This is a genomic window from Fictibacillus nanhaiensis (assembly GCF_023715445.1).
GTDB classification, from domain to species: Bacteria; Bacillota; Bacilli; order Bacillales; family Fictibacillaceae; genus Fictibacillus; species Fictibacillus nanhaiensis_D.
In genome coordinates this window covers 1-20780 of record NZ_JAMBOD010000011.1, presented here as the reverse complement: position 1 = coordinate 20780, position 20780 = coordinate 1, and the positions used below count along the sequence as shown (strand labels likewise).

At 38.9% G+C, this 20780-nt stretch carries 19 protein-coding genes, 2 tRNA genes and 1 rRNA gene; 5 read left to right on the top strand and 17 right to left on the bottom strand.

What is annotated here, in order from left to right; all coding sequences use genetic code 11:
• Positions 1 to 126: 126 nt before the first annotated feature.
• Positions 127 to 1722, bottom strand: a complete 1596-nt coding sequence (locus M3196_RS19425) for an RNA-directed DNA polymerase (RefSeq protein ID WP_251323998.1) — start codon at positions 1720 to 1722, stop codon at positions 127 to 129.
• 667 nt (positions 1723 to 2389) lie between these two features.
• Here M3196_RS19425 and M3196_RS19420 point away from each other — a divergent pair.
• Positions 2390 to 3343 carry a DUF262 domain-containing protein gene (locus tag M3196_RS19420; protein WP_251323997.1) on the top strand — a complete coding sequence of 318 codons (954 nt, stop codon included), beginning with the start codon at positions 2390 to 2392 and terminating at the stop codon, positions 3341 to 3343.
• Entirely contained in the window at positions 3336 to 3899 is a 564-nt protein-coding gene (locus tag M3196_RS19415) for a hypothetical protein (protein WP_251323996.1), read from the top strand. Before M3196_RS19420 ends, M3196_RS19415 begins: the two co-directional genes overlap by 8 nt.
• A gap of 594 nt (positions 3900 to 4493) precedes the next feature.
• Here the strand turns inward: M3196_RS19415 and groL are convergent.
• Together groL and groES are read right to left on the bottom strand one after the other, a co-directional pair.
• Positions 4494 to 6131: a chaperonin GroEL gene (groL, locus tag M3196_RS19410; protein WP_251323995.1), complete on the bottom strand. Its 1638-nt coding sequence runs from the start codon at positions 6129 to 6131 to the stop codon at positions 4494 to 4496.
• 91 nt (positions 6132 to 6222) lie between these two features.
• On the bottom strand, positions 6223 to 6507 hold the full coding sequence (groES, locus tag M3196_RS19405) for a co-chaperone GroES (protein ID WP_066242572.1): 285 nt from the start codon (positions 6505 to 6507) through the stop codon (positions 6223 to 6225).
• 239 nt (positions 6508 to 6746) lie between these two features.
• On the opposite strand from groES, the gene M3196_RS19400 reads away from it, so the two are divergent.
• Together M3196_RS19400 and M3196_RS19395 are read left to right on the top strand one after the other, a co-directional pair.
• A complete protein-coding gene (locus M3196_RS19400) occupies positions 6747 to 7460 on the top strand; it encodes a CPBP family intramembrane glutamic endopeptidase (RefSeq protein ID WP_251323994.1) in 714 nt (237 codons plus the stop codon).
• Entirely contained in the window at positions 7457 to 7660 is a 204-nt protein-coding gene (locus M3196_RS19395; RefSeq protein WP_251323993.1) for a YdiK family protein, read from the top strand. The genes M3196_RS19400 and M3196_RS19395 overlap by 4 nt, the downstream gene beginning before the upstream one ends.
• Positions 7661 to 8294: 634 nt before the next feature.
• Here the strand turns inward: M3196_RS19395 and tatC are convergent.
• Genes tatC through moaC form a run of 4 tightly spaced genes read right to left on the bottom strand, consistent with a single transcriptional unit; the run spans position 8295 to position 10465 of the window.
• Positions 8295 to 9077 carry a twin-arginine translocase subunit TatC gene (gene tatC / locus M3196_RS19390; protein WP_251323992.1) on the bottom strand — a complete coding sequence of 261 codons (783 nt, stop codon included), beginning with the start codon at positions 9075 to 9077 and terminating at the stop codon, positions 8295 to 8297.
• A gap of 12 nt (positions 9078 to 9089) precedes the next feature.
• Positions 9090 to 9269, bottom strand: a complete 180-nt coding sequence (locus M3196_RS19385) for a twin-arginine translocase TatA/TatE family subunit (RefSeq protein WP_251323991.1) — start codon at positions 9267 to 9269, stop codon at positions 9090 to 9092.
• A gap of 13 nt (positions 9270 to 9282) precedes the next feature.
• Positions 9283 to 9918, bottom strand: a complete 636-nt coding sequence (locus M3196_RS19380) for a redox-sensing transcriptional repressor Rex (RefSeq protein WP_251323990.1) — start codon at positions 9916 to 9918, stop codon at positions 9283 to 9285.
• A 43-nt stretch (positions 9919 to 9961) separates the two neighbouring features.
• Entirely contained in the window at positions 9962 to 10465 is a 504-nt protein-coding gene (gene moaC / locus M3196_RS19375) for a cyclic pyranopterin monophosphate synthase MoaC (protein WP_251323989.1), read from the bottom strand.
• A gap of 401 nt (positions 10466 to 10866) precedes the next feature.
• Here moaC and M3196_RS19370 point away from each other — a divergent pair, with 401 nt between their 5' ends.
• On the top strand, positions 10867 to 12807 hold the full coding sequence (locus M3196_RS19370) for an ABC-F family ATP-binding cassette domain-containing protein (protein WP_251323988.1): 1941 nt from the start codon (positions 10867 to 10869) through the stop codon (positions 12805 to 12807).
• Positions 12808 to 13100: 293 nt separating this feature from the next.
• Here the strand turns inward: M3196_RS19370 and tsaD are convergent, their stop codons facing one another.
• The 10 genes from tsaD to rrf form a co-directional block, all read right to left on the bottom strand.
• Positions 13101 to 14117 (bottom strand): tRNA (adenosine(37)-N6)-threonylcarbamoyltransferase complex transferase subunit TsaD, encoded by a 1017-nt coding sequence (gene tsaD, locus M3196_RS19365; protein ID WP_251323987.1) that lies wholly within the window; start codon positions 14115 to 14117, stop codon positions 13101 to 13103.
• Positions 14114 to 14563, bottom strand: a complete 450-nt coding sequence (gene rimI / locus M3196_RS19360; protein ID WP_251323986.1) for a ribosomal protein S18-alanine N-acetyltransferase — start codon at positions 14561 to 14563, stop codon at positions 14114 to 14116. Before rimI ends, tsaD begins: the two co-directional genes overlap by 4 nt.
• 9 nt (positions 14564 to 14572) lie before the next feature.
• A complete protein-coding gene (tsaB, locus tag M3196_RS19355) occupies positions 14573 to 15268 on the bottom strand; it encodes a tRNA (adenosine(37)-N6)-threonylcarbamoyltransferase complex dimerization subunit type 1 TsaB (RefSeq protein ID WP_251323985.1) in 696 nt (231 codons plus the stop codon).
• Entirely contained in the window at positions 15265 to 15720 is a 456-nt protein-coding gene (tsaE, locus tag M3196_RS19350) for a tRNA (adenosine(37)-N6)-threonylcarbamoyltransferase complex ATPase subunit type 1 TsaE (protein WP_251323984.1), read from the bottom strand. Before tsaE ends, tsaB begins: the two co-directional genes overlap by 4 nt.
• Positions 15721 to 15729: 9 nt before the next feature.
• The gene (gene thiL / locus M3196_RS19345) at positions 15730 to 16731 is read right to left on the bottom strand and encodes a thiamine-phosphate kinase (RefSeq protein ID WP_251323983.1); all 1002 of its coding nucleotides are present in this window, start codon (positions 16729 to 16731) and stop codon (positions 15730 to 15732) included.
• Positions 16732 to 16873: 142 nt separating this feature from the next.
• A tRNA-Asp gene (locus M3196_RS19340) sits at positions 16874 to 16949 on the bottom strand.
• A gap of 164 nt (positions 16950 to 17113) precedes the next feature.
• Positions 17114 to 17190: transfer RNA gene (locus tag M3196_RS19335), tRNA-Met, on the bottom strand.
• A gap of 129 nt (positions 17191 to 17319) precedes the next feature.
• Positions 17320 to 18699, bottom strand: a complete 1380-nt coding sequence (locus M3196_RS19330) for an amino acid permease (RefSeq protein ID WP_251323982.1) — start codon at positions 18697 to 18699, stop codon at positions 17320 to 17322.
• A 99-nt stretch (positions 18700 to 18798) separates the two neighbouring features.
• On the bottom strand, positions 18799 to 19947 hold the full coding sequence (locus tag M3196_RS19325; protein ID WP_251323981.1) for a trans-sulfuration enzyme family protein: 1149 nt from the start codon (positions 19945 to 19947) through the stop codon (positions 18799 to 18801).
• A 555-nt stretch (positions 19948 to 20502) separates the two neighbouring features.
• Positions 20503 to 20618, bottom strand: a 5S ribosomal RNA gene (gene rrf, locus M3196_RS19320).
• Between the last annotated feature and the right edge of the window lie 162 nt (positions 20619 to 20780).

The following is a 20780-nucleotide window of genomic DNA, read 5'->3' as shown; positions in this document are numbered from 1 at the left end:
TTGAACAAGATTGTCAGTCCTCAAAAGAAAAAGCCACCATTATTGAATTGGCGGCTCATTCCTCATTCTTACTTTTCAATTAGAAATACTCAATTTTCCCTAGTTCTTAACATAATATTACTTTGTTTACCTACTCTCTGCCCACTTTACTACTGCTACCTCTAATATATCCAATCTTGGTAGGATTGAACGGTACCAATGATTTGCTTCATCGCCGGGAAGGCAGTTCGCAGAAGCTAAAAATGCTCTTCGTTGCCAATTAGGCAATTGCATTATATTTCTTTTCCTAGTCTTAAACCACGATTGTTGATTTGCTTTACCAAGAGCCAAAATTATTTTTCTTCTTGAAAAGTCATCGAAATATTCATTATAGTATGTAGCTAATCTATCAATATTCCATCCTGTTCCGTTACTAAAAGTTTTAAATAGCCACATTCTGTGGAATTCTAAATGCCCTACAATGGAATCTTCTAATATTCCTATTAGTTTTTCACTTACTTCCACCTTTTGAGAAACACTTAGTTCTAATTCGTTAATGTAAATAAAGATATGTTGGAAAGCTGTATATAATTTATCTATATTATCTAAGACTAATTCTAAGGCATCGGCGTTTTTTAATTGAGCCATCCTTCTCAAAACAAATCCGACTATTTTTGCATCAGCGTTATCTGAATCAATTTGTTCTTGAAGAATTGCCACAAGGTTTAAACTATTTATTTGTTCCTGCATTTCATCTGGTAAAATATCATAATCGATTTCACCGTATGGGTCATCTATCCCCATTTCTTGTATAATTCCTAAAAATTCATCTGATAACCTTTGAATCTCTATAGACTCTTCAGATTTTAAATAATTCCTTCTGAATTCATCAACAGGTACTATCCTAGTTTTATGTTGTTGTAAGGTTAAACCATGATTTTCAAACAACATTTCCGCTAACAAAGCTAATTGTTGATAAGCTTCTTTTTCACTAGAACAAAATATCCTAAAATCATCAACATACCTACAAAAGTCTATACCTTCACTTAATAATCCTTCATCTATATCATTAAGTGTAAGTTCGGCAAGTAATCTTGATGCGTCCTGACCAACTGGTATTCCATAAGAAATGCTATAATTCCAACTGTTTAGTAGACGCTTGATTGCACGAGCGTGATTTGACTTTGTAGTACAAGAACTTAATGCATTTTCCAATGGATGTAAATATAATCTAGGGAAAAAATCTGCGATGTCTGCTACTACAACATACTCAATAGTGTCATCCCCTACAAATTCATCAACCTTCTCTTCACAATAATTCAAGAAGCTTCCATAATGAATTTCAGAATCAAACATTCTTCCGTCATCATTTGGATTAAATCTATAAGAAAAACTTACATTCCTATCAACAGGTATCCTCTTTTGTTCAATATCTTGGCCAATCTCATAAACTAATGCAAGATATACCAAAGTATCCAACGGATCTAACTGGGTTGATAACCGAAAACCAAATTTATGCTTTGGTGTAAGGCTTCTTCTAAAATCCCTTACATTCCACTGCAGCATATCTTGATTTCTCAAAAATTCTTTAAGTGTAGTACCACTAGGTAATTCTCTTATATTAGTATCCCATACATGCCTAATTGCTTTATATTCAAATGGAACTGGGAAGATATCAGTATCACCATAGTTCTCTATATGTTTCAATGCCCATTCTAATGAATCCATTCTAAGTTTTAACAATTGATCACCTCTAGATAGTATTAGTAAATAAATTCGACCAAAAAATGCAAAATCCTTCAAATTTTTTACAATATCATTTTCTTTTTATATCTATTTCTAATGAGTTTTGATTTAAATATGTATTTTTTAAAGCTCTTGATAAGCCAATTTCAATAACTTGAAAAAGACTACTTCCTTGTTTTTAGAAAGTAGTCTTTTTCTTTTCTCACTTTCGAGAAAATAGTATTCTTTATTACTATGGAGTGAAGGGCAGCTTACATCATGCCGCCCATTCATCAAGATATAGAATAGAAGAAAATATAATTATAAAGCCATCGAAATAATAGGGGTTTCACCTATTAAATAGAATATTTCAACACAGAATCGAAAAACATTATGAGCAAAATTATGAGCAATAGATATCTAACCTTTTTCTTTCCTTTTCAACCAAAATAGGCTTTTAAACTGTACTTCTTAGAGTTCTTTTTAAATAAATGGCTCTTTTCATAAGGATTGTTCCTTTTCTATTCAATAAGACAAGGTTTAATTTTTTGATACTGTTTTTCAAGAGCTTTTTCAGCTAACGGTGCAGGATAGTTGAAGAGGATCAACTAATCTTTTGAAGAGTATGATAAAATTAACAAAAGCCCGTATTAGGTGGGAATAAAAGATAAAAGGGGAAGTTAGATTGAGTGAAAAGTTAAGATATTATAGTTTATCTATGTCGATAATTGAAATAATGAGGCTTATTGAGGATAAGCAAATAGAGATAGATACTAATATTTATAGGAACTTTATATGGAGTAAGAAAAAACAAAGTCTGTTTATAGATTCTATATACAGAAATTTTCCAGTACCCACCATTTTTCTGTATGAAGATGAAAAAAGTTATGGGAAATATAAAGTTATTGATGGTATTCAAAGATTAAGAACAATTCATGCATTTTTCAATAATGAATTAAAAATTAATTTAAAAGGTACGCTACAATATAGTACATTTTTTGACCTGCCAAATAAAGAACGAGATAGACTATTAAATTCAGTAATAAGTGTTACAGTTGTAGAAGATATATGGAATGATGACAAAGTAGTAGAAGAGATTTTCTATAGACTTAACATGGGTGGAACAAATTTAACAAGTCAAGAATTTCGAAATCGTATGTATAGCGGAATAATGATTGATACAATTAATAATTTAAATAATACTCAATTATGGAGAGGATTTTATAATAAACCCATTAATCCAAGATATAAAGATTCTGAAGAAATATTGAAATTTTTTGCATTAGTTTACAATGAGAATATTAAAAGGACACCATTAAATGAACAAATGGATAAATTTATACAAGAAAATAGAAATAACTTAATATTAGCGGACAGATTAGCTGATATCTTTAACACTGTGTTGAAAATTGTTTATAAAGAGTTTGGATTAGATATTTTTAAGAACAAAACTGGAATTGATCAACAAATATATATGCTGTTATTTATACCATTAGGAATATTGGTATCTAAGGGCCAAGATGAATTTAGTTTTGATAAAATTCGTAATATTCTATTGAATGATAATATCACAAAGATGCCTGTTTATAAATTGATTTCAATTGGCCTGGATGTTCTAGAAGGTGATAAGAATGATTAATTTTAGACATTCGGATATTCAATTATATTATGCTTCTTTCATGAGAGACATGAGTAATATACAATCATTTCAACTAAGAGATCCTAACGATGTTAAAATTAGAGCTATTTTAAATACAGATATTTATACTAAGGCTACACGTTTTTTAGAAGCTTCAATAAAACATATAATCTATAATTGTCTTATTATAAAAGGTTTAACAGATATTGAACTTGGTGATTTATCAATTCGTTTAAAAAGTTTTAATAATCCAGAATACTCAAAAATAAAACAATTGGTATTGGGTGAATTAAGTTTAGATATTGATAGTGGACTAAGACCTCCAATTAATGCATTCTCAGGTAGGGATAAAACCAATTTAGATCAAATAGTATTAAATCGCCACAGAAATGTCCATGCCTCGGAGGATTCCACAACTTGGTTCAGTACAAACAACAAAAGTTTACTAGACTTCAATAATGAGTTTGAAGGCTTAATAAATATACTATTATTTATGGATGGAATTACATATGACGGGACTAATTTCGTTTTTAGTTCCCAAACTCAAACCCAATAACGTTTTGATAAATCTTTTTTATAAAAACTAAATTAATGGAAAAATTAAACCCGCACATTTTGATAAATCTTTGTTCGAAGAGAGTAGGTTTCTTTTATTATAAAATCAACGTTTTAACTTACTTTTTATCAACTCTTATCTCAATGCTAAATTGATAGAAAATTTGCTGAAATTGACAATTGCTCTTTCTGTAGTAAATAAACAAAAATAATGATTTTGGGTAAAAGAGGATAAAAACCACAAACAAATGTTATTTAATGGCATGTTTAGGTCAGTTGAAACAGCAATAATTAAACTAATCGACAATCAAGAAAATATATTCTCTTATTAAACTAAAGGATGCTTTTATTGAATAGCAACAGTATTTACGAAAAGAGCCAAATAAATTAAAGATATTCATTATTATTAAGAATGAAAAAATGAAAAGCCTGTTTTCGCGGGCTTTTCTATGGAAGAAAAGGCCTCCCACCAGTTTAGTAAACTGATGAAAGACCTTCTCTAATCACTATTTTATATTCTTCTATGAGCAAAAGTATGAGCATTTGCAAACCAACTCCATAAAACCCCTCATATATCGGGGCCTTATGATGTTAATTACATCATACCGCCCATTCCGCCCATGCCCATGCCGCCCATGTCAGGCATTCCGCCGCCAGCGTTTTCTTCAGGCTTATCCGCGATTACTGCTTCAGTTGTTAAGAACATTGCAGAAACGGATGCTGCGTTTTGAAGCGCAGAACGCGTAACTTTTGTTGGGTCAACGATTCCAGAATCGAACATGTTTACCCACTCGCCAGTTGCTGCGTTGAATCCGATTCCTACTTCTTCGTTTTTCAAGCGCTCAACCACAACAGATCCTTCAAGACCAGCGTTGTGTGCGATTTGACGAACTGGCTCTTCAAGTGCACGTTGAACAAGTTTAACACCTGTTAACTCGTCACCAGTAGCATCTAGTTTTTCGATCGCAGAAAGTACGTTAACTAGAGCTGTACCACCACCGGATACGATACCCTCTTCAACTGCCGCACGCGTTGAGTTCAATGCGTCTTCAATACGAAGTTTGCGCTCTTTCAACTCAGTTTCAGTAGCCGCACCAACTTTGATTACCGCTACTCCGCCAGCTAGTTTTGCTAGGCGCTCTTGTAATTTTTCTTTATCAAACTCTGAAGTTGTTTCTTCAAGCTGAGCTTTAATTTGGTTAACACGAGCTGCAATCTTCGCAGACTCTCCAGCACCTTCAACGATAGTTGTGTTTTCTTTCGTTACAACAACTTTAGAAGCTGTACCAAGCTGTGTGATGTTCGCAGTCTTAAGGTCAAGACCTAGCTCTTCTGTGATCACTTCACCGCCAGTTAGTACTGCGATGTCTTCTAGCATAGCTTTACGGCGGTCACCGAATCCAGGAGCTTTTACAGCTACTGCATTAAATGTTCCGCGAAGCTTGTTAACTACTAATGTAGCAAGTGCTTCACCTTCAACGTCTTCAGCAATCAACAACAATGACTTGCCTTGTTGTACAACTTGCTCAAGAACTGGAAGGATTTCTTGAATGTTTGTAATCTTCTTATCTGTGATCAGGATGTACGGGTTCTCAAGCTCTGCTTCCATCTTGTCAGAGTTTGTAACCATGTATGGAGAAGCATATCCGCGGTCGAACTGCATACCTTCAACCACTTCAAGCTCAGTTGTGAATCCTTTAGATTCTTCGATTGTGATTACACCGTCGTTTCCAACGCGCTCCATTGCCTCAGCAATCAATTGACCTACTTCATCGTCAGCTGCAGAGATCGATGCAACTTGTGCGATAGATTCTTTGCCTTCGATCGGCTTAGAGATTGCTTTAAGCTCTGCAACTGCAGCAGCTGTCGCTTTTTCGATCCCTTTACGAAGTACCATTGGGTTTGCACCGCTTGTTACGTTCTTAAGTCCTTCACGGATCATCGCTTGAGCAAGTACTGTTGCAGTTGTCGTTCCGTCACCAGCAACATCGTTCGTTTTGCTTGCTACTTCAGCAACAAGCTTCGCACCCATGTTTTCGAATGCATCTTCAAGCTCGATTTCTTTTGCGATTGTTACACCGTCATTTGTGATAAGCGGAGAACCGAATTTCTTTTCAAGCACAACGTTGCGCCCTTTAGGTCCAAGCGTTACTTTTACTGCGTTCGCTAATGCATCAACACCACGAAGCATTGAGCGGCGTGCGTCTTCACTAAATTTAATATCTTTAGCCATGTAAAAACCCTCCCATTAATTTAAAAAGTTAGTGACTTACATATGCTTTATTTATGTAGCTTCAAATCATTGAAGCTTCAATTCTCTGAGATTAGCCTACGATCGCTAAAACGTCAGATTCACGAAGAATCAAGTATTCTTTGCCTTGGTACTTCACTTCTGTACCAGCGTATTTAGAGAAAATAATCGTGTTTCCTTCTGAAACTTCTAAAGAGATACGCTCGCCGTTATCCGTTACACGGCCCGTACCTACAGCAACAACTTTTCCTTCTTGAGGCTTTTCTTTTGCTGAATCTGGCAATACAATGCCGCTTGCAGTTTTTTCTTCACCTTCTACAAGCTCAATAATAATACGGTCACCTAATGGCTTTAACAAGTGAAACACCCTCCTTAAATAGTTAAAAAGATTTTCTTATTAGCACTCTTTGTTAGTGAGTGCTAACTCCATTTCTAATAATAAATAAAACTTTAAAACTTTGCAAGCAGGAAATACGAAAAACTTCTCAAAATCGATATCCTCGCGAGCCATGCCTATTCTATGGTAAAATGGGTTAGCATATAGAGAGAGTAGTAACAAGAATAGTATTCGGGTGAGGAATCAAAGGAGAACTTAATTTGAAGAAAAAATACTGGTGGATCATCTTTATATACATACTTATGCAATTCTCAGGATATCTTGGAATTCCTCTTTTGAACGAGCTTGGCGTACCTAAAAATCAGTTGTTTGGAATGTGGGGAACGATCAGCTTTATTGCAGCTCTCTTCATCATCCTTTATATGCTGATGCCTGAGATGAAAAGCCGGCATCGTGATTCAGAACGCGTGTCAAAAGGCTCTGCAGTGATGTGGTCGATTATCGGTATTTTCATGGCCTATGCCGCTCAAATCATAGCTAGCCTTATTGAGATAAATGTATTCGGAATTGAGCCTGGTTCTCAAAACACGGAGAAGCTTGTTGAAATCGTAAAAGATGTAAAGTACTTTATGGTGGTCACAGCGATTGTTGGTCCGATTTTAGAAGAGATTATCTTCCGGAAAATTATTTTCGGATCGCTTCATAAACGATTTAATTTCTTTATCTCTGCTTTGATCAGTTCTCTTATCTTTGCTGCTGTTCATGCGGACTTTACACACTTATTAATCTACACAGCAATGGGCTTTACCTTTGCATATCTGTACGTTCGGACGAAGAGGCTTATTGTCCCGATCGCTGCACACGTTGCAATGAATACACTTGTTTTAATCGTTCAGATTTTCCTTGCAGATAAAATTAAGGAAATGGAACAACAGCTAGAAACAGCGCAATTGATTTTTGGAGGACTGCTATGAAGACATCACCTTTGTTTATGGCATTTTTATATTTAGGAATCGGACTCGTCTTTACGTACTTAGCTGTACATTATTCAAACGAATATGGGATGACGAGCTTCTGGACCATCATCACGATGGTTGTCGCAACGTTCGATTTTGCTAATGCCATCCGTTATTTCGCTTTGAACAACCACTTAAAAAGAAAACGAAGAAAATAAATACGAAAAGCTGCCCTTTTTGGGGGCAGTTTTTCTTTTTTTGAAAGGTACGAAACGACGTCAGGAGCAGCGGGGTTGATGAAAAGCGGGGTTTTATGGTACGTGTTCTTATATTTATTACATGTTCGCTCAGAATCATTGAGGTTTCGCTCAAAAACGAAGAGTTAGGCTCAGGATTCTCTTGCTGCGCTCAAACTACCTTCGTTTCGCTCAAAATATCCCTTTTTCGCTCAAATTTCCTTTTCTTGAATCTTGGACCAGGAAATCACCTGACTCTAATACCGCTACGTTTACGAAAAAAGCCTTAAAGCATGTGCAGAAAAAAGCGGAGGCGTATGACAAAGAGGAAGATGGATCACCATCCATCTTTTTTGTACTTAAAATGAGCAAAAAATAGAAAAAAGAACAAATGCATATTCAAAAAGACCTACTACTCAGCTTTTTATGAATCTGTTACCCTTTTTCCAATGATTTCAAGATGATATTTCATCCCTGCAGCGCTTAACCCGTTTAAGTGCTTGTTCCAACCCGACTTGGCCGAGTTACACCCCCAAATTATACCGTTTCGCCAGTTGACCCTTCAGTTTCGCTCCATCCAAAAAAAGGGCTCACCCGCTAAAGGTTCGCCCTCTTCCTATTCATGAAATGCAGATTCAATTTCAGCTTCTCTTTCTTTCACCAGAGCTTCCACTTCTGCTTTCATTCTTTTTTTATAAGCTGTTCTGGAAATCAAGATACTGATCTCATAAAGAAGAATTAACGGGAAAGTTACCATTAAGTGAGACAAAAGTTCTGGAGGCGTAATAAATCCTGCAATCACTAAAATCCCAAAATAAGCTATTTTCCTAATCTTCTTCAGATAGTCAGGAGTTACAATCCCTAACCGCGTTAAAAACATAATAAGTACCGGAAATTGAAACAGCAATCCAAACGGCAGTGTGATATTGAATAAAAACGAGAAATACTCCTGAATCCCATATTCTCCTTCAACACTTAGTGCGCTCGCAACGTTTCCCATAAAACTAACAACAAACGGAAAGAGAATGAAATAGGAGAATGCTAATCCCGTTAAGAAAAGCAGAAATGCGATCGGGATATACATCAAAGTTACTTTTCGTTCATTTTCATAAAGACCCGGGCTGATAAACGCCCAAAGCTGGTACAGCGCCACAGGAGCTGCTAAAACACACCCGATAAAGAATGCAAAAGTCATGTAGACATTCAATGGGTCTGTTAAGTGAAATGCGTTCATCTGTATATCTTTAGCGATCGGATCACTTTGCAAATACACGATCACCGGTTTCGCTAAGAAAAATCCAACGATGAGAAATACAAAGAAAGCTATTAGTGCCCACACGATGCGTTTTCTTAACTCACCAATGTGGCCGTATAACGTCATATTTTTTTCAGAGGTCATAGAAAAACATCCTTACTTCTGTTGTTCGCTTTCCTTCTTCTTATCATCGTCATCGTCCATAATGCCTTTTGTTGCATTCTTGAACTCACGCAGCGTCTTCCCTGCTGCTTTCCCTAACTCAGGGAGCTTCTTAGGTCCGAATAAAATTAATGCTACACCTGCAATGACAGCGATACTTCCTGGTCCTAACATTGTACTGCCTCCTTTAAGAATAATTTTTCATAAAATAAACGAGTGACTGCAATTCTACAGCTAGATCGATATGATGTACGCGGATTTCTGAAGATAAGGTTAGACGTGCCGGGGTAAAGTTTAAAATTCCTTTAACACCCGCTCTTTCCAGCTGATCGGCGATTGTCTGGGCTGCGCCAACAGGGACAGTTAGAATGGCAACGTCAATACCCCGTTTTTTCAGTTCACTTTCAATATCATTTGTATGATAAATAGGTACGCCTGCAATCTCGGTGCCAATCTTAGATGAATCCACATCGAATGCCACTTCTATTTTTGTATTATTATTTTTTGTGAAATTATAATGCAAAAAGGCTGTGCCTAAATTACCTACTCCGATTAAAGCAACCGTTGTTGTTTCATCCTGATTAAGTGTTTTTCGGAAAAATGACAGCAAGTAATTAACATTGTAGCCATAACCTTTTTTTCCTAACGCACCAAAATAGGAAAAATCTCTGCGTATTGTAGCAGAATCTACTTTTACAGCCTCACTTAATTCAGCAGAGGACACCCTTTGCTTTCCAGAAGAGGATAGGTTCTTTAAAAACCGGTAATATAATGGCAGCCGTTTAGCTGTAGCATGCGGTATTTTTAGCTGATCTTGGTTCATGTATGGGCCCTCCATGTAAGAAAGCTTATCTTTTCCTATTGTATCATACTTTGTCTGGGCTTGATGAGCGTACAAAATCCCCATTCTTTCCACCGGTTTTGGATACGAGATATGTTGGACCGATGATCATTCCTTTATCGGCCGCTTTACACATGTCATAAACGGTTAACGCCGCTGCAGATGCGGCAGTGAGTGCTTCCATTTCAACCCCGGTACTTCCTTTAGTTCTTACTTCAGCTTGTATATTTAATTTGTATCCTTCTTCATTCTCTTTGTTCCATTGAAAGGATAGATCAACGCCGGTTAATGAGAGCGGATGGCACATTGGAATCCAGTCAGATGTCTTTTTAGCCGCCATGATGCCAGCGATTTGAGCAACTGCTAGAACGTCCCCTTTTTTGAACTTATTATCTTTTATCTTAAGGAAGACTTCTTCAGATACAGTTATCCCGCTGACTGCGATGGCTGTCCGGTACGAAGTTTCTTTTTCAGAAATATCTACCATTCTGGCACGGCCTTCTTCGTTAAAATGAGTTAACTCTTTCATAAAACCACTCCTCATGTTGAATATACACGAAACCGCTTTTATTGTCGTTATATTCTTCCTTGTAAATATTGCAAAATGTTAACATTCCCTTTGTTGGCGCGAATCCCCAAACTGCGCTAAACTACTAGTAGACAGGGTTACGATTGTTATTTAAAGGCTAGTGGAAGTAGTTGATTTCCGCTTCAGGATGCTCGCTTTCCGGGGGGCGTGCGGTGAGCCTCCTCTGCGCTTTGCGCCGTTAGGAGTCTCACCTGTCCCGCTAATCCCCCAGGAGTCTCGCACCTTGCGCTCCAACCAACTTGTCAATGAAGCGTACTCACTGCTTTGTTCACAAGCAGCAATCCTTTAGAACAAAGCCACTAAAATAAATAATCACCCTTTTTCATAGAGGTGAAATCGAAATGATTATATTACAAGTTCAAGATGTCACCAAGTCTTTTGGAGCTGACGTCATTTTATCCCATATAAAACTAGAAGTTCAAACAGGCGAACGCATCGCGCTAGTAGGCAGGAACGGAGCAGGAAAATCCACACTGCTTCGGGTCATTACTGGTGAGTATTCGTATGATTCGGGTCATGTCATGATTCCGAAAGATGTGAAAACAGGATACCTCGCGCAGGATGCTGGCCTTGATTCTAATGAAACGATCTGGAATGAAATGCTCTCCGTCTTTGAACCTCTTCGCAAAAAAGAGAAAAAGCTGCGGGAGATGGAAGCACGCATGGGAGATCCAGAAGTCTTAGAAAATGCTGCTGAGTATGAGCGCCTTTTAAAAGATTATGATGAGCTGCAGGTTCAATTTAAAGACGAAGGCGGTTATCAATATGAAGCCGAGATCCGTACCGTTCTTCACGGGTTTCAATTCGCCGATTTTGACCGAGACACCAGAATCAATACGCTGAGCGGCGGACAGAAAACAAGGCTCGCTCTTGCAAAGCTTCTCCTGACAAAGCCTGATCTGCTTATTCTGGACGAACCTACGAACCACTTGGATATTAAAACGCTCACGTGGCTCGAGCAATACTTACAGAGTTATCCGGGCGGCATTTTAATTGTCTCCCATGACCGTTATTTCCTTGATAAAATCGTCACGACTGTTTATGAAGTCTCCAGAAAGCGATCTTATCGTTATACCGGAAACTACTCCAGTTATCTCGAACAAAAAGCAGAACGCTATGCTCAAGAAATGAAAGAGTTTGAGAAACAGCAGGACCAAGTTGCAAAGCTCGAAGACTTTATTCAACGCAATATTGTACGGGCATCTACAACAAAACGAGCACAAAGCAGACGTAAACAGCTTGAAAAAATGGACCTCAAGGACCGTCCTTCAGGTGCGGAGAAGTCCGCTTCCTTTTCATTTGATATTGAAAGACAGAGCGGAAACGATGTGTTGAAGCTTGATGGAGTGAGCACCGGTTATGAGAGCGGATTTCCACTTTTTGAAAATGTGAACCTGGCAGTCAACCGTCAGGATAGTATAGCTATTGTCGGGCCAAACGGGATCGGTAAATCAACACTTTTAAAAGTAATTAGAAAACAGCTGCCGCTTCTTACGGGTGATATTCGTTATGGCAGCGGCTTGAAGATTTCACATTATGATCAGGAACAAGCTGATCTGCATTCGAGGAAAACACTTCTAAACGAGCTTTGGGATGATTATCCGGAAAAGACAGAAAAAGAAATACGTTCCATTCTTGGTCAATTCCTTTTCAGCGCAGATGACGTCTTAAAGCTTGTAAACGAGCTAAGCGGCGGACAGAAAGCACGCCTTGCCCTTGCAAAGCTCATGATGGAAAAAGGAAATCTGCTGTTATTGGATGAGCCTACGAACCACTTGGACCTTGATAGCAAAGAAGTGCTGGAACAAGCTTTGATTCATTATCCAGGAACCATTCTTTTTGTGTCTCATGACCGTTATTTTATTAACCGGATCGCAACTAAAGTTGTTGAATTGGCGCCTAATGGACTAACGGAGTACCTCGGCGACTATGATTATTACACAGAAAAAAAGAATGAAATGAAAGCTCGTGAAGAAATCGCCAAACGTCAAAATGCAGAGAGTGCTGTAAGCAATCAATCAGCGGATCAATCCAACAATACGAAGAACTCAATCGATAAAGAAGCGAAAAAACAAGACCGTAAACGCCAGCGCCGTATCGAGGAAATCGAAGAGCTGCTTGAAGGGCTGGAGGGCAAGATCGCCTATGCTGAAGGTGAGCTTTGTAAACCTGAAGTATTTCAGGATTATGAGAAAACACAGGATTTCCAGTCACAATTAGACGCATTAAATAGTGAAATGGAAGCTTTAATGGAAGAATGGGAAGAATTACAGAACGCTTAACAGTCAAAAGCTGACAACCCACTGAGGTTTGTCAGCTTTTTTGTTATCCACAGGAAAACTTTAGATTTTAAAGGTGTATTCCTCACTTATCCACTTTATCCACAAAAAAATGTGTATACATTGTGTGAATTGTGTATAACAAGAACCCTTAATTTGAGAAGTGTTATCTTTCTTTTCCACAATATCCACAAAGCTGTGCATAACTTTTCCACAAAGAATACTGTCGAAAGAAGTCTATTTACGTCGATAATCAAAAGAGCTCTTCTCCAGATGGAAAAGAGCTTTCTTTTACCTTATTGAGCCTCCAAATCTAATCCAGGCACTCCGTTTAGTGCCATATCACCTCGTGTACCCTTTTGATAGGCTACACTGCCCGCTGCCGCGATCATCGCTGCATTATCCGTGCATAAGTCCAAAGGCGGAATCACTAAATCATATCCTGTGTCCTTAAATCGTTCTTCCAGTGCTTTGCGCAGCCCTTTATTTGCTGCTACACCGCCAGCAAGGAGCACCTGTTTTACTTTATACTGCTCTGCTGCACGATATGTTTTTTCCACAAGAACATCCACAACACTCGCTTGAAAGCTCGCTGCTAAATCTTCTGGTTTAATCACTTCACCGCGCTGTGTTGCATTATGAACCGTATTAATGACAGCCGATTTTAGTCCGCTGAAACTAAAATCAAGTGATTCTGGCTCAAGCCAAGCTCTCGGAAGGTCAATGTTTGGTTCCCCTTCTTGTGCGAGCTTATCGATATGTGGACCGCCAGGGTACGGCATGTTCAGTGTTCTTGCCACTTTATCATACGCTTCACCCGCTGCATCGTCTCTTGTTTCTCCGATTACCTTGAAGATTCCGTGTTCCTCCATTAAAACAAGCTCCGTATGGCCGCCTGAAACGATCAATGACAACAACGGAAACGTCATTTCTTTTACAAGACGGTTCGCGTAGATGTGTCCTGCTATATGATGAACCGGTACAAGAGGAAGTCCGTGTGCAAACGCAAATGCCTTCGCAGCATTAACACCAATGAGGAGCGCACCTACTAGTCCTGGTCCTTCTGTGACCGCAACCGCAGTTAAATCTGCTGGCTCAAGCTCAGCCTTATTTAAGGCCTCTTCTATCACGATCGTAATTTGTTCTACATGATGACGCGAAGCCACTTCAGGCACTACTCCGCCAAACCGCTTGTGGCTTTCAATCTGTGAAGCCACTATGTTTGCCAGCAGCTCTGTTCCGTTTTTAACGATGGCGACTGCCGTCTCATCACAGCTTGTTTCTATCGCTAATATGATTTCATCTTTTCTCATAGTTCCACCCACATAACTAACGCATCTTCACCGTTATCACTGTAATAGTTTTTCCTGATTCCGCCTGATTCGAACCCGAGTTTTGTGTATAGGTTCTGAGCAATATGATTGCTTACACGTACTTCAAGCGTCATCGTTGCGGCACCATGTCTTTTTGAAAGCAGCATCGCTTCTTTCAATAGCTGCTCTCCAAGCTTTCTTCCTCTGTAAGAAGGAAGAATAGCAACATTCGTCACATGTGCTTCATCCATTACAAGCCATACGCCGCAATAACCGACTGGCTGGAAATGATCTTCAATGATAAGGTAATACGCAAATTGATTTTCAACAATTTCTCTGTAAAAGGCTTCTCTTGACCAAGGAACGGCGAAGGAAGACTGTTCGATCCCAAGGATATCATCTATGTCACTTACTTTTGCCAGTCTGAAAGTATATGCCTCTCCCAAATGAAACACCTACTTGCCTTGTGCCTTAAGCCAGTTCACTTCAGCTTCGGCTAGTTGAAGATAATCTGGTGTAAACGAATGAATGTCATCTGGCTTTTTTAGCATGCCGATACGTCCTAGCTCACCCGGTCTTGGATTATGGTCAGACACTTGTCCAAAAACGGCCTGACTGGCAAGCACTTCAGCAATCGTTTCGTGATGAAGCGGAAGATCGTTTCCTACAAATAAAATCTTTTTATCAGTAGTTTGCAGCATTTCAAGCCAATCTTTTAATAAGATGATGCGGTCTTCCCAAAGGTTTTCAAATTCTCCCGAGTCAGCCTTTCCATAAAGACCCGTAAAAACTTGAGTGCGCCTCGCATCGAATAATGGAACTGTATAGCCATCAAAGTACTTGCCGCTTTGTGCGAGTACTTCAAGACTTGATATACCTACAAGATCTTTTTTTAGAGTCCATGCTAATGTTTTGGCAATCGTAACGCCAATACGGACACCCGTGTAAGATCCTGGACCTTTTGCAACCACAATGCGGTCAAGTTCTGCAGGACTAACACTAGTTTCTTTCATTAGCTGCTCGATCGCAGGCATGACCCGAATGGAATGATTCTTCTTCAAGTTAGTAATATACTCACCAAGAACTTTTCCTTCATCCAATACGGCAATCCCCATAACGAGGTTGGATGTATCTATTGCCAGTACTTTCATTGCATAATCTCCTTAACACGTTCTTCATATCTTTCTCCAAGAGGAGTTACTTGTATTTCTCGCTCGTCTTCGCCAATGTGTGAGATAACAAGTTCAAGTCTTTCTTCAGGCAGATAGTCTTTTATAAAGGTTGCCCATTCTACTACACAAACACCATCACTTGAAAAATACTCTTCAAAACCTAAATCTTCATCAGAGTCTTCCAGCCGGTACACATCCATATGATACAGCGGCATACGGCCATGATATTCTTTAATGATGGTAAAGGTAGGGGAATTTACAGTCCGGGTTATGCCTAATCCTTTGGCAAGACCTTTCGTAAAGGTCGTCTTTCCGGCTCCAAGATCTCCAGCGAGGGTTAGAACATCCCCTGCTTCGAGGACTGTACCCAGCTTTTCAGCAAAAGTCATCGTTTCTTCTGCTGACTTTGTTTTAAAATGATAAGTACTCATGACTTCCTCTTACCTTTCCCTAAAATGATTAAAACCTTGTTTTGTGAGCAGCTCTGGTGTTTCTTTTTCTTTGCTGTGCAGATAGACTGCTGAATGACCAGCTTCTCCAACTTTCCCAATTTCATAAAAAGGGAGAGAAGACTGCTTGAAAGTTAAAGCCAGTTCTTCAAAATTCTCTTTTGATACTGTTCCTGTCAGTACATAATCTTCTCCGCCATAAAGCTGATGTTTGAGCTGATCAGCTTTAGGAAGCTTGGCTAATAATGAACTGGCTGGTATTTTGTCCTTTTCAATATGTATCACCACACCGCTTGCTTCAGCAATTTCGTTAAGCTCACTGGCAATCCCATCACTAACATCGTTTAAAGAAATCCGATAACCGCTTAAAGCGAGAATTCGTCCTTGTTCAATGTGAGGCGATGGCATTTGATGCTGTTTAACCAGCTGACCTTCCTTACTGTCAAAATGATGGTATCTCGTTTTTTCTAATAACAACTGAAGTCCAGCTGCAGATTCTCCCGTCATTCCGGTTAAAAAGACACGGTCACCTGGCTTTGCATTCTTCCGGAGCAAACGTTTCCCTTTTTCTACTTTTCCAATAACGGTTACTGTTAATACAAGAGGACCTTTTGTAGAGACAGTATCGCCGCCAACGAGATCCGTTTTGTATTTGTACGCTAGATCGGCCATTCCTTTATAAACTTCATCTAGCTCTTCTTCGTTCCAGTCTTTCGATATTGCTATGGAAACTAAATAAAACTGGGGTATGGCACCCATTGCTCCTAAATCACTTAAATTTACAGCAAGCGCCTTATATCCTGCGAGATAAGGTGACATTGTCTCTTTTGTAAAATGAACCCCTTCAACCATAGTATCCACACAGACCACTTGATCCATATCTTCACTAACTGACCAAAGCGCGGCATCATCACCAATACCTGTTATTAATTCTTTCTGAAAAGAAGAATCAGGTGTAATGCTTTTAATCCATTCAAATTCGTCACGAAGCATCGGGAAGTCACCTCTTTGGCTAAATCTGTTTATAAAAAAGCCTTAGGATCAGATCGAACTCCTAAGGTATCAGTAGTATATTTTTAGTTTAACTTACTTTTAGACATAAAAAAACACGAAACCTTGTTTCGTTTTTTAAAAGTGGCGGACCCGACCGGGGTCGAACCGGCGATCTCCTGCGTGACAGGCAGGCATGTTAACCACTACACCACGGGTCCAGCTTGTATGTAATTAGTGTAGTTGCACCCAATGGGCACTTCTGATATTTCATGGTCAAGATGTAATTCGACGTTGTTCATGAAATAAAATTGGTTGCACCCTATAGGCACTACTGATATTTCATGGTCAAAAAGTTTCTCGACGCAGTTCATGAAAATTTAATTGGTTGCGGGGACAGGATTTGAACCTGCGACCTTCGGGTTATGAGCCCGACGAGCTACCAGACTGCTCCACCCCGCGACGTTATAAAAGGTTGTTAATTAACAACTTGTTTCGGACATTTATTAATATACCACGTTTATTATTATGTTGCAAGTGTTTAATTAATATTAGGCACTGGAAATTTTTATTTCTTCCAGTGCCCTTTTATTATGCGGCTTTATTTTCTTTTTCAGAAGTTTTATGGAAACCTTTTGCATAATAGATGACCGTTAATAATATAAGCCAGCATGGTCCAACGATTAAAGCGATTCTTGTATCTGGGAAGTAAGCCATTAAACCTACAACAAATAAAAGAATGGCAAGTGCAATATATGATCCATACGGCCAGAACGGCGCCTTAAACTTCAAGGATTTCTTTTCTTCTTCACTTAAGCCTTTTCGGAACTTCAATTGAGATAAGAGGATTATTCCCCATGTCCAAATCGCTCCGAATGTTGAGATACTTGTTACCCATACAAAAACTTTTTCAGGAACTAGGTAGTTAAGAACAACTCCAACTAGCAATGCAGCTGCGGATACTAAAATCGCAAAAGACGGAACTCCCGTCTTTCCGATCTTTTGAAGCTTTGCTGGTGCCTGCTTTTGTTCTGCCAGATTGAATAGCATGCGTCCTGTACTGAAGATCCCGCTGTTACAGCTAGATAATGCTGCAGTCAACACAACAAAGTTAATGATACCAGCTGCTTGTCCAATGCCGATTTTTTCAAAAGTAAGAACGAACGGACTTCCTTGTGTTCCGATCTGATCCCACGGATAAATAGACATAATAACAAACAATGCCCCAACGTAAAATAAAAGAATACGCCAGAAAACAGTATTTACTGCTTTAGAGATTGCGTTGCCTGGATTCTTTACTTCCCCTGCAGTAACACCAATCATTTCTATTCCTAAATAAGCGAACATTACCATTTGCATTGACATTAAAACACCTTTAATGCCATTTGGTGCAAATCCGCCATTTTCCCAAAGGTTGCTGATTCCGGTAGCTGCTCCACCGTTTCCAAAACCAAAAATAATCATACCAAGACCAACGATGATCATTAAAACAATGGCAACGATTTTAATCAAAGCAAACCAAAATTCAAACTCACCGTATGCCTTAATTGCAATTAAGTTTACACTCGCCATAATTACAAGAGCTGCTAATGCCCAGATCCATGTCGGTACATCCGGATACCACATTTTCATGTAGATACCAACAGCTGTTATTTCAGCCATACAAGTAACAATCCATAAGAACCAATAATTCCACCCTGTCAGGTATCCAGCCAATGGACCAAGATAGTTTCTTGCATAACGACTAAAAGAGCCTGCTACAGGCTGATGGACCGCCATCTCACCTAAAGCTCTCATAATCATAAACATTACTGCTCCACCTAGAGCATAAGCAAATAAAATTGCTGGTCCTGCCATTTCTATAGCTGAAGCTGACCCTAAAAATAAGCCCACTCCAATAGCAGCCCCGAGAGACATCAGCGTAATGTGTCTTTCCTCGAGCCCGCGATGTAATTCTTCTTTCGGCTTCATTTTTTTATGCCTCCCTTGATGTATATGGTGATGAAGCGCTTTCACTCTGGTATCATACCACGATTCGACATGGTCTAACAATTTCGTTTTTATTACAGTTTAAAGCCCTAAAGCTTTCTGTGCAGCCGTTTTAAAAACTGCACAAATATCTTCTGCGTTTTCAATCCCAACGGATATACGGATGACATTTTTATTAATGCCTAGCTTTTCACAAACCTCTGGTGGCAGTGAACGATGAGAAGTGCCTAACGGATACGATACCGTTGTTTCTACACCAGCTAAGGTTGGAACGATGTGTACCCAGTCCAGTGACTTAAAAAACGTATGCACATCACTTTTGTCGTCTAATTCAATCGTAACGATAGCACCATTGCCTTTTTCACTTACAAACTCAGGATAGTACACCTTTTTAATGCCTTTTGTTCCATTTAATTCGTTGGCTAACGCCTGTGCATTTCCCAAATGACGTTCCATACGCACGCTTAACGTTTTCAGTCCTCTGGATGCCAGCCATGAATCAAACGGACCAAGGTTGCAGCCAAGGTGAATCATCTTGGATTTAGCTCTTGCAATAAGTTCCTCGCTGCCAACAACTACACCAGCTGTTACATCACTATGTCCATTCAAGTACTTCGTTGCACTATGAACGACAAGGTCCACTCCTTGTGTATACGGCTGTAAAACAAAAGGCGTTGCAAATGTATTGTCAATCATCGTTGTTAGATCATGCTTTTTTGCTAAGCTAACTAGCGCGTTAAGGTCTTCTACTCTTAATAACGGGTTTGTTACGGATTCTGAGTAAATTAATTTTGTGTTTGGGCGGATACTTTTTTCTATTTCGCTTAGATCGTTAAAAGAAACAAATGAAGTTTCGATACCGAAACTTTTCAATTCATCAGAAAGAAGCTGATAGGTTCCTCCATATAAATCTTCGCAAGCCACTATATGATCGCCATGCTCAACCACAGATAAGATTCCGACTAATATTGCTGAAATACCCGATGATGTAACCACACCCGCAGGAGCTTGTTCCAGCTGAGCCACTCCACGGGCAAAATCATCTTGGTTCGGATTGTTCATTCTTGTATATAAGAAATCGTTCTTGCCGCGAAAATAATCTTCTAAGTCATCCAAATCAGAAAAAGAAAATGCTGATGTCTGATAGATCGGCTTAACCTTGCTTACTGACTTTACACTGTTATGACCACCTGCATGTACAGTGGATGTATCGAAATGAACATTTTTCATTATTTATGGCCTCCCCATTATTTTTATCTTCTAGTGTAGCATAAATCAGCGATAGTAAGAGTAATAAGGTATGTGGAGGAAATTGGATGATAAGGTGACTTGTGAGGATATGATGGCATAAGAGAAGACTTATTTTTTTTGATTTAGACTTAATTAAGGTATATATTTAGACCTTATTTTTAAAACTTAGACCTAATTGTCCTAAATTCAGACCTAATTATTTGGATTTAGTAGACTTAATTGACGGTTTGCGGAGATTCCTGGTAGTTCAAAGATTGTGATTTCATGGGGTTTTCGCTGGGCAGGATCTCTTTCCTTCAATAGGGGAAAAGCGTTTATAGGCCGTAATTTTATTTTGTAGGCCGTAATTTTGCATTTATAGGCCGTAAATAAACTTTATAGGCCGTAATTCTCGTTTCTAGGCCCTAATTCTTCATTTATAGGCTTTTCGACAAATTACTTATGAAACAAATAAAAAAGAAGATGGCTAGACCATCTTCTTACCTTCTTATAACACAAAAAAAGAAGATGGATCTCATCCATCTTCCTCATTTTGCCTAGCGATGTCCTACTCTTACAGGGGGAAACCCCCAACTACCATCGGCGCTGAAGAGCTTAACTTCCGTGTTCGGTATGGGAACGGGTGTGACCTCTTCGCCATCATCACTAGACCTAACCATGACGTTAACCATGATTTTATTTAGTTGAGAGTATGTTCTCTCAAAACTAGATACGACGTTTCCAAACTTCATGCTTTTTAAGGATAAGCCCTCGACCGATTAGTATCTGTCAGCTCCACGTGTCGCCACGCTTCCACACCAGACCTATCAACC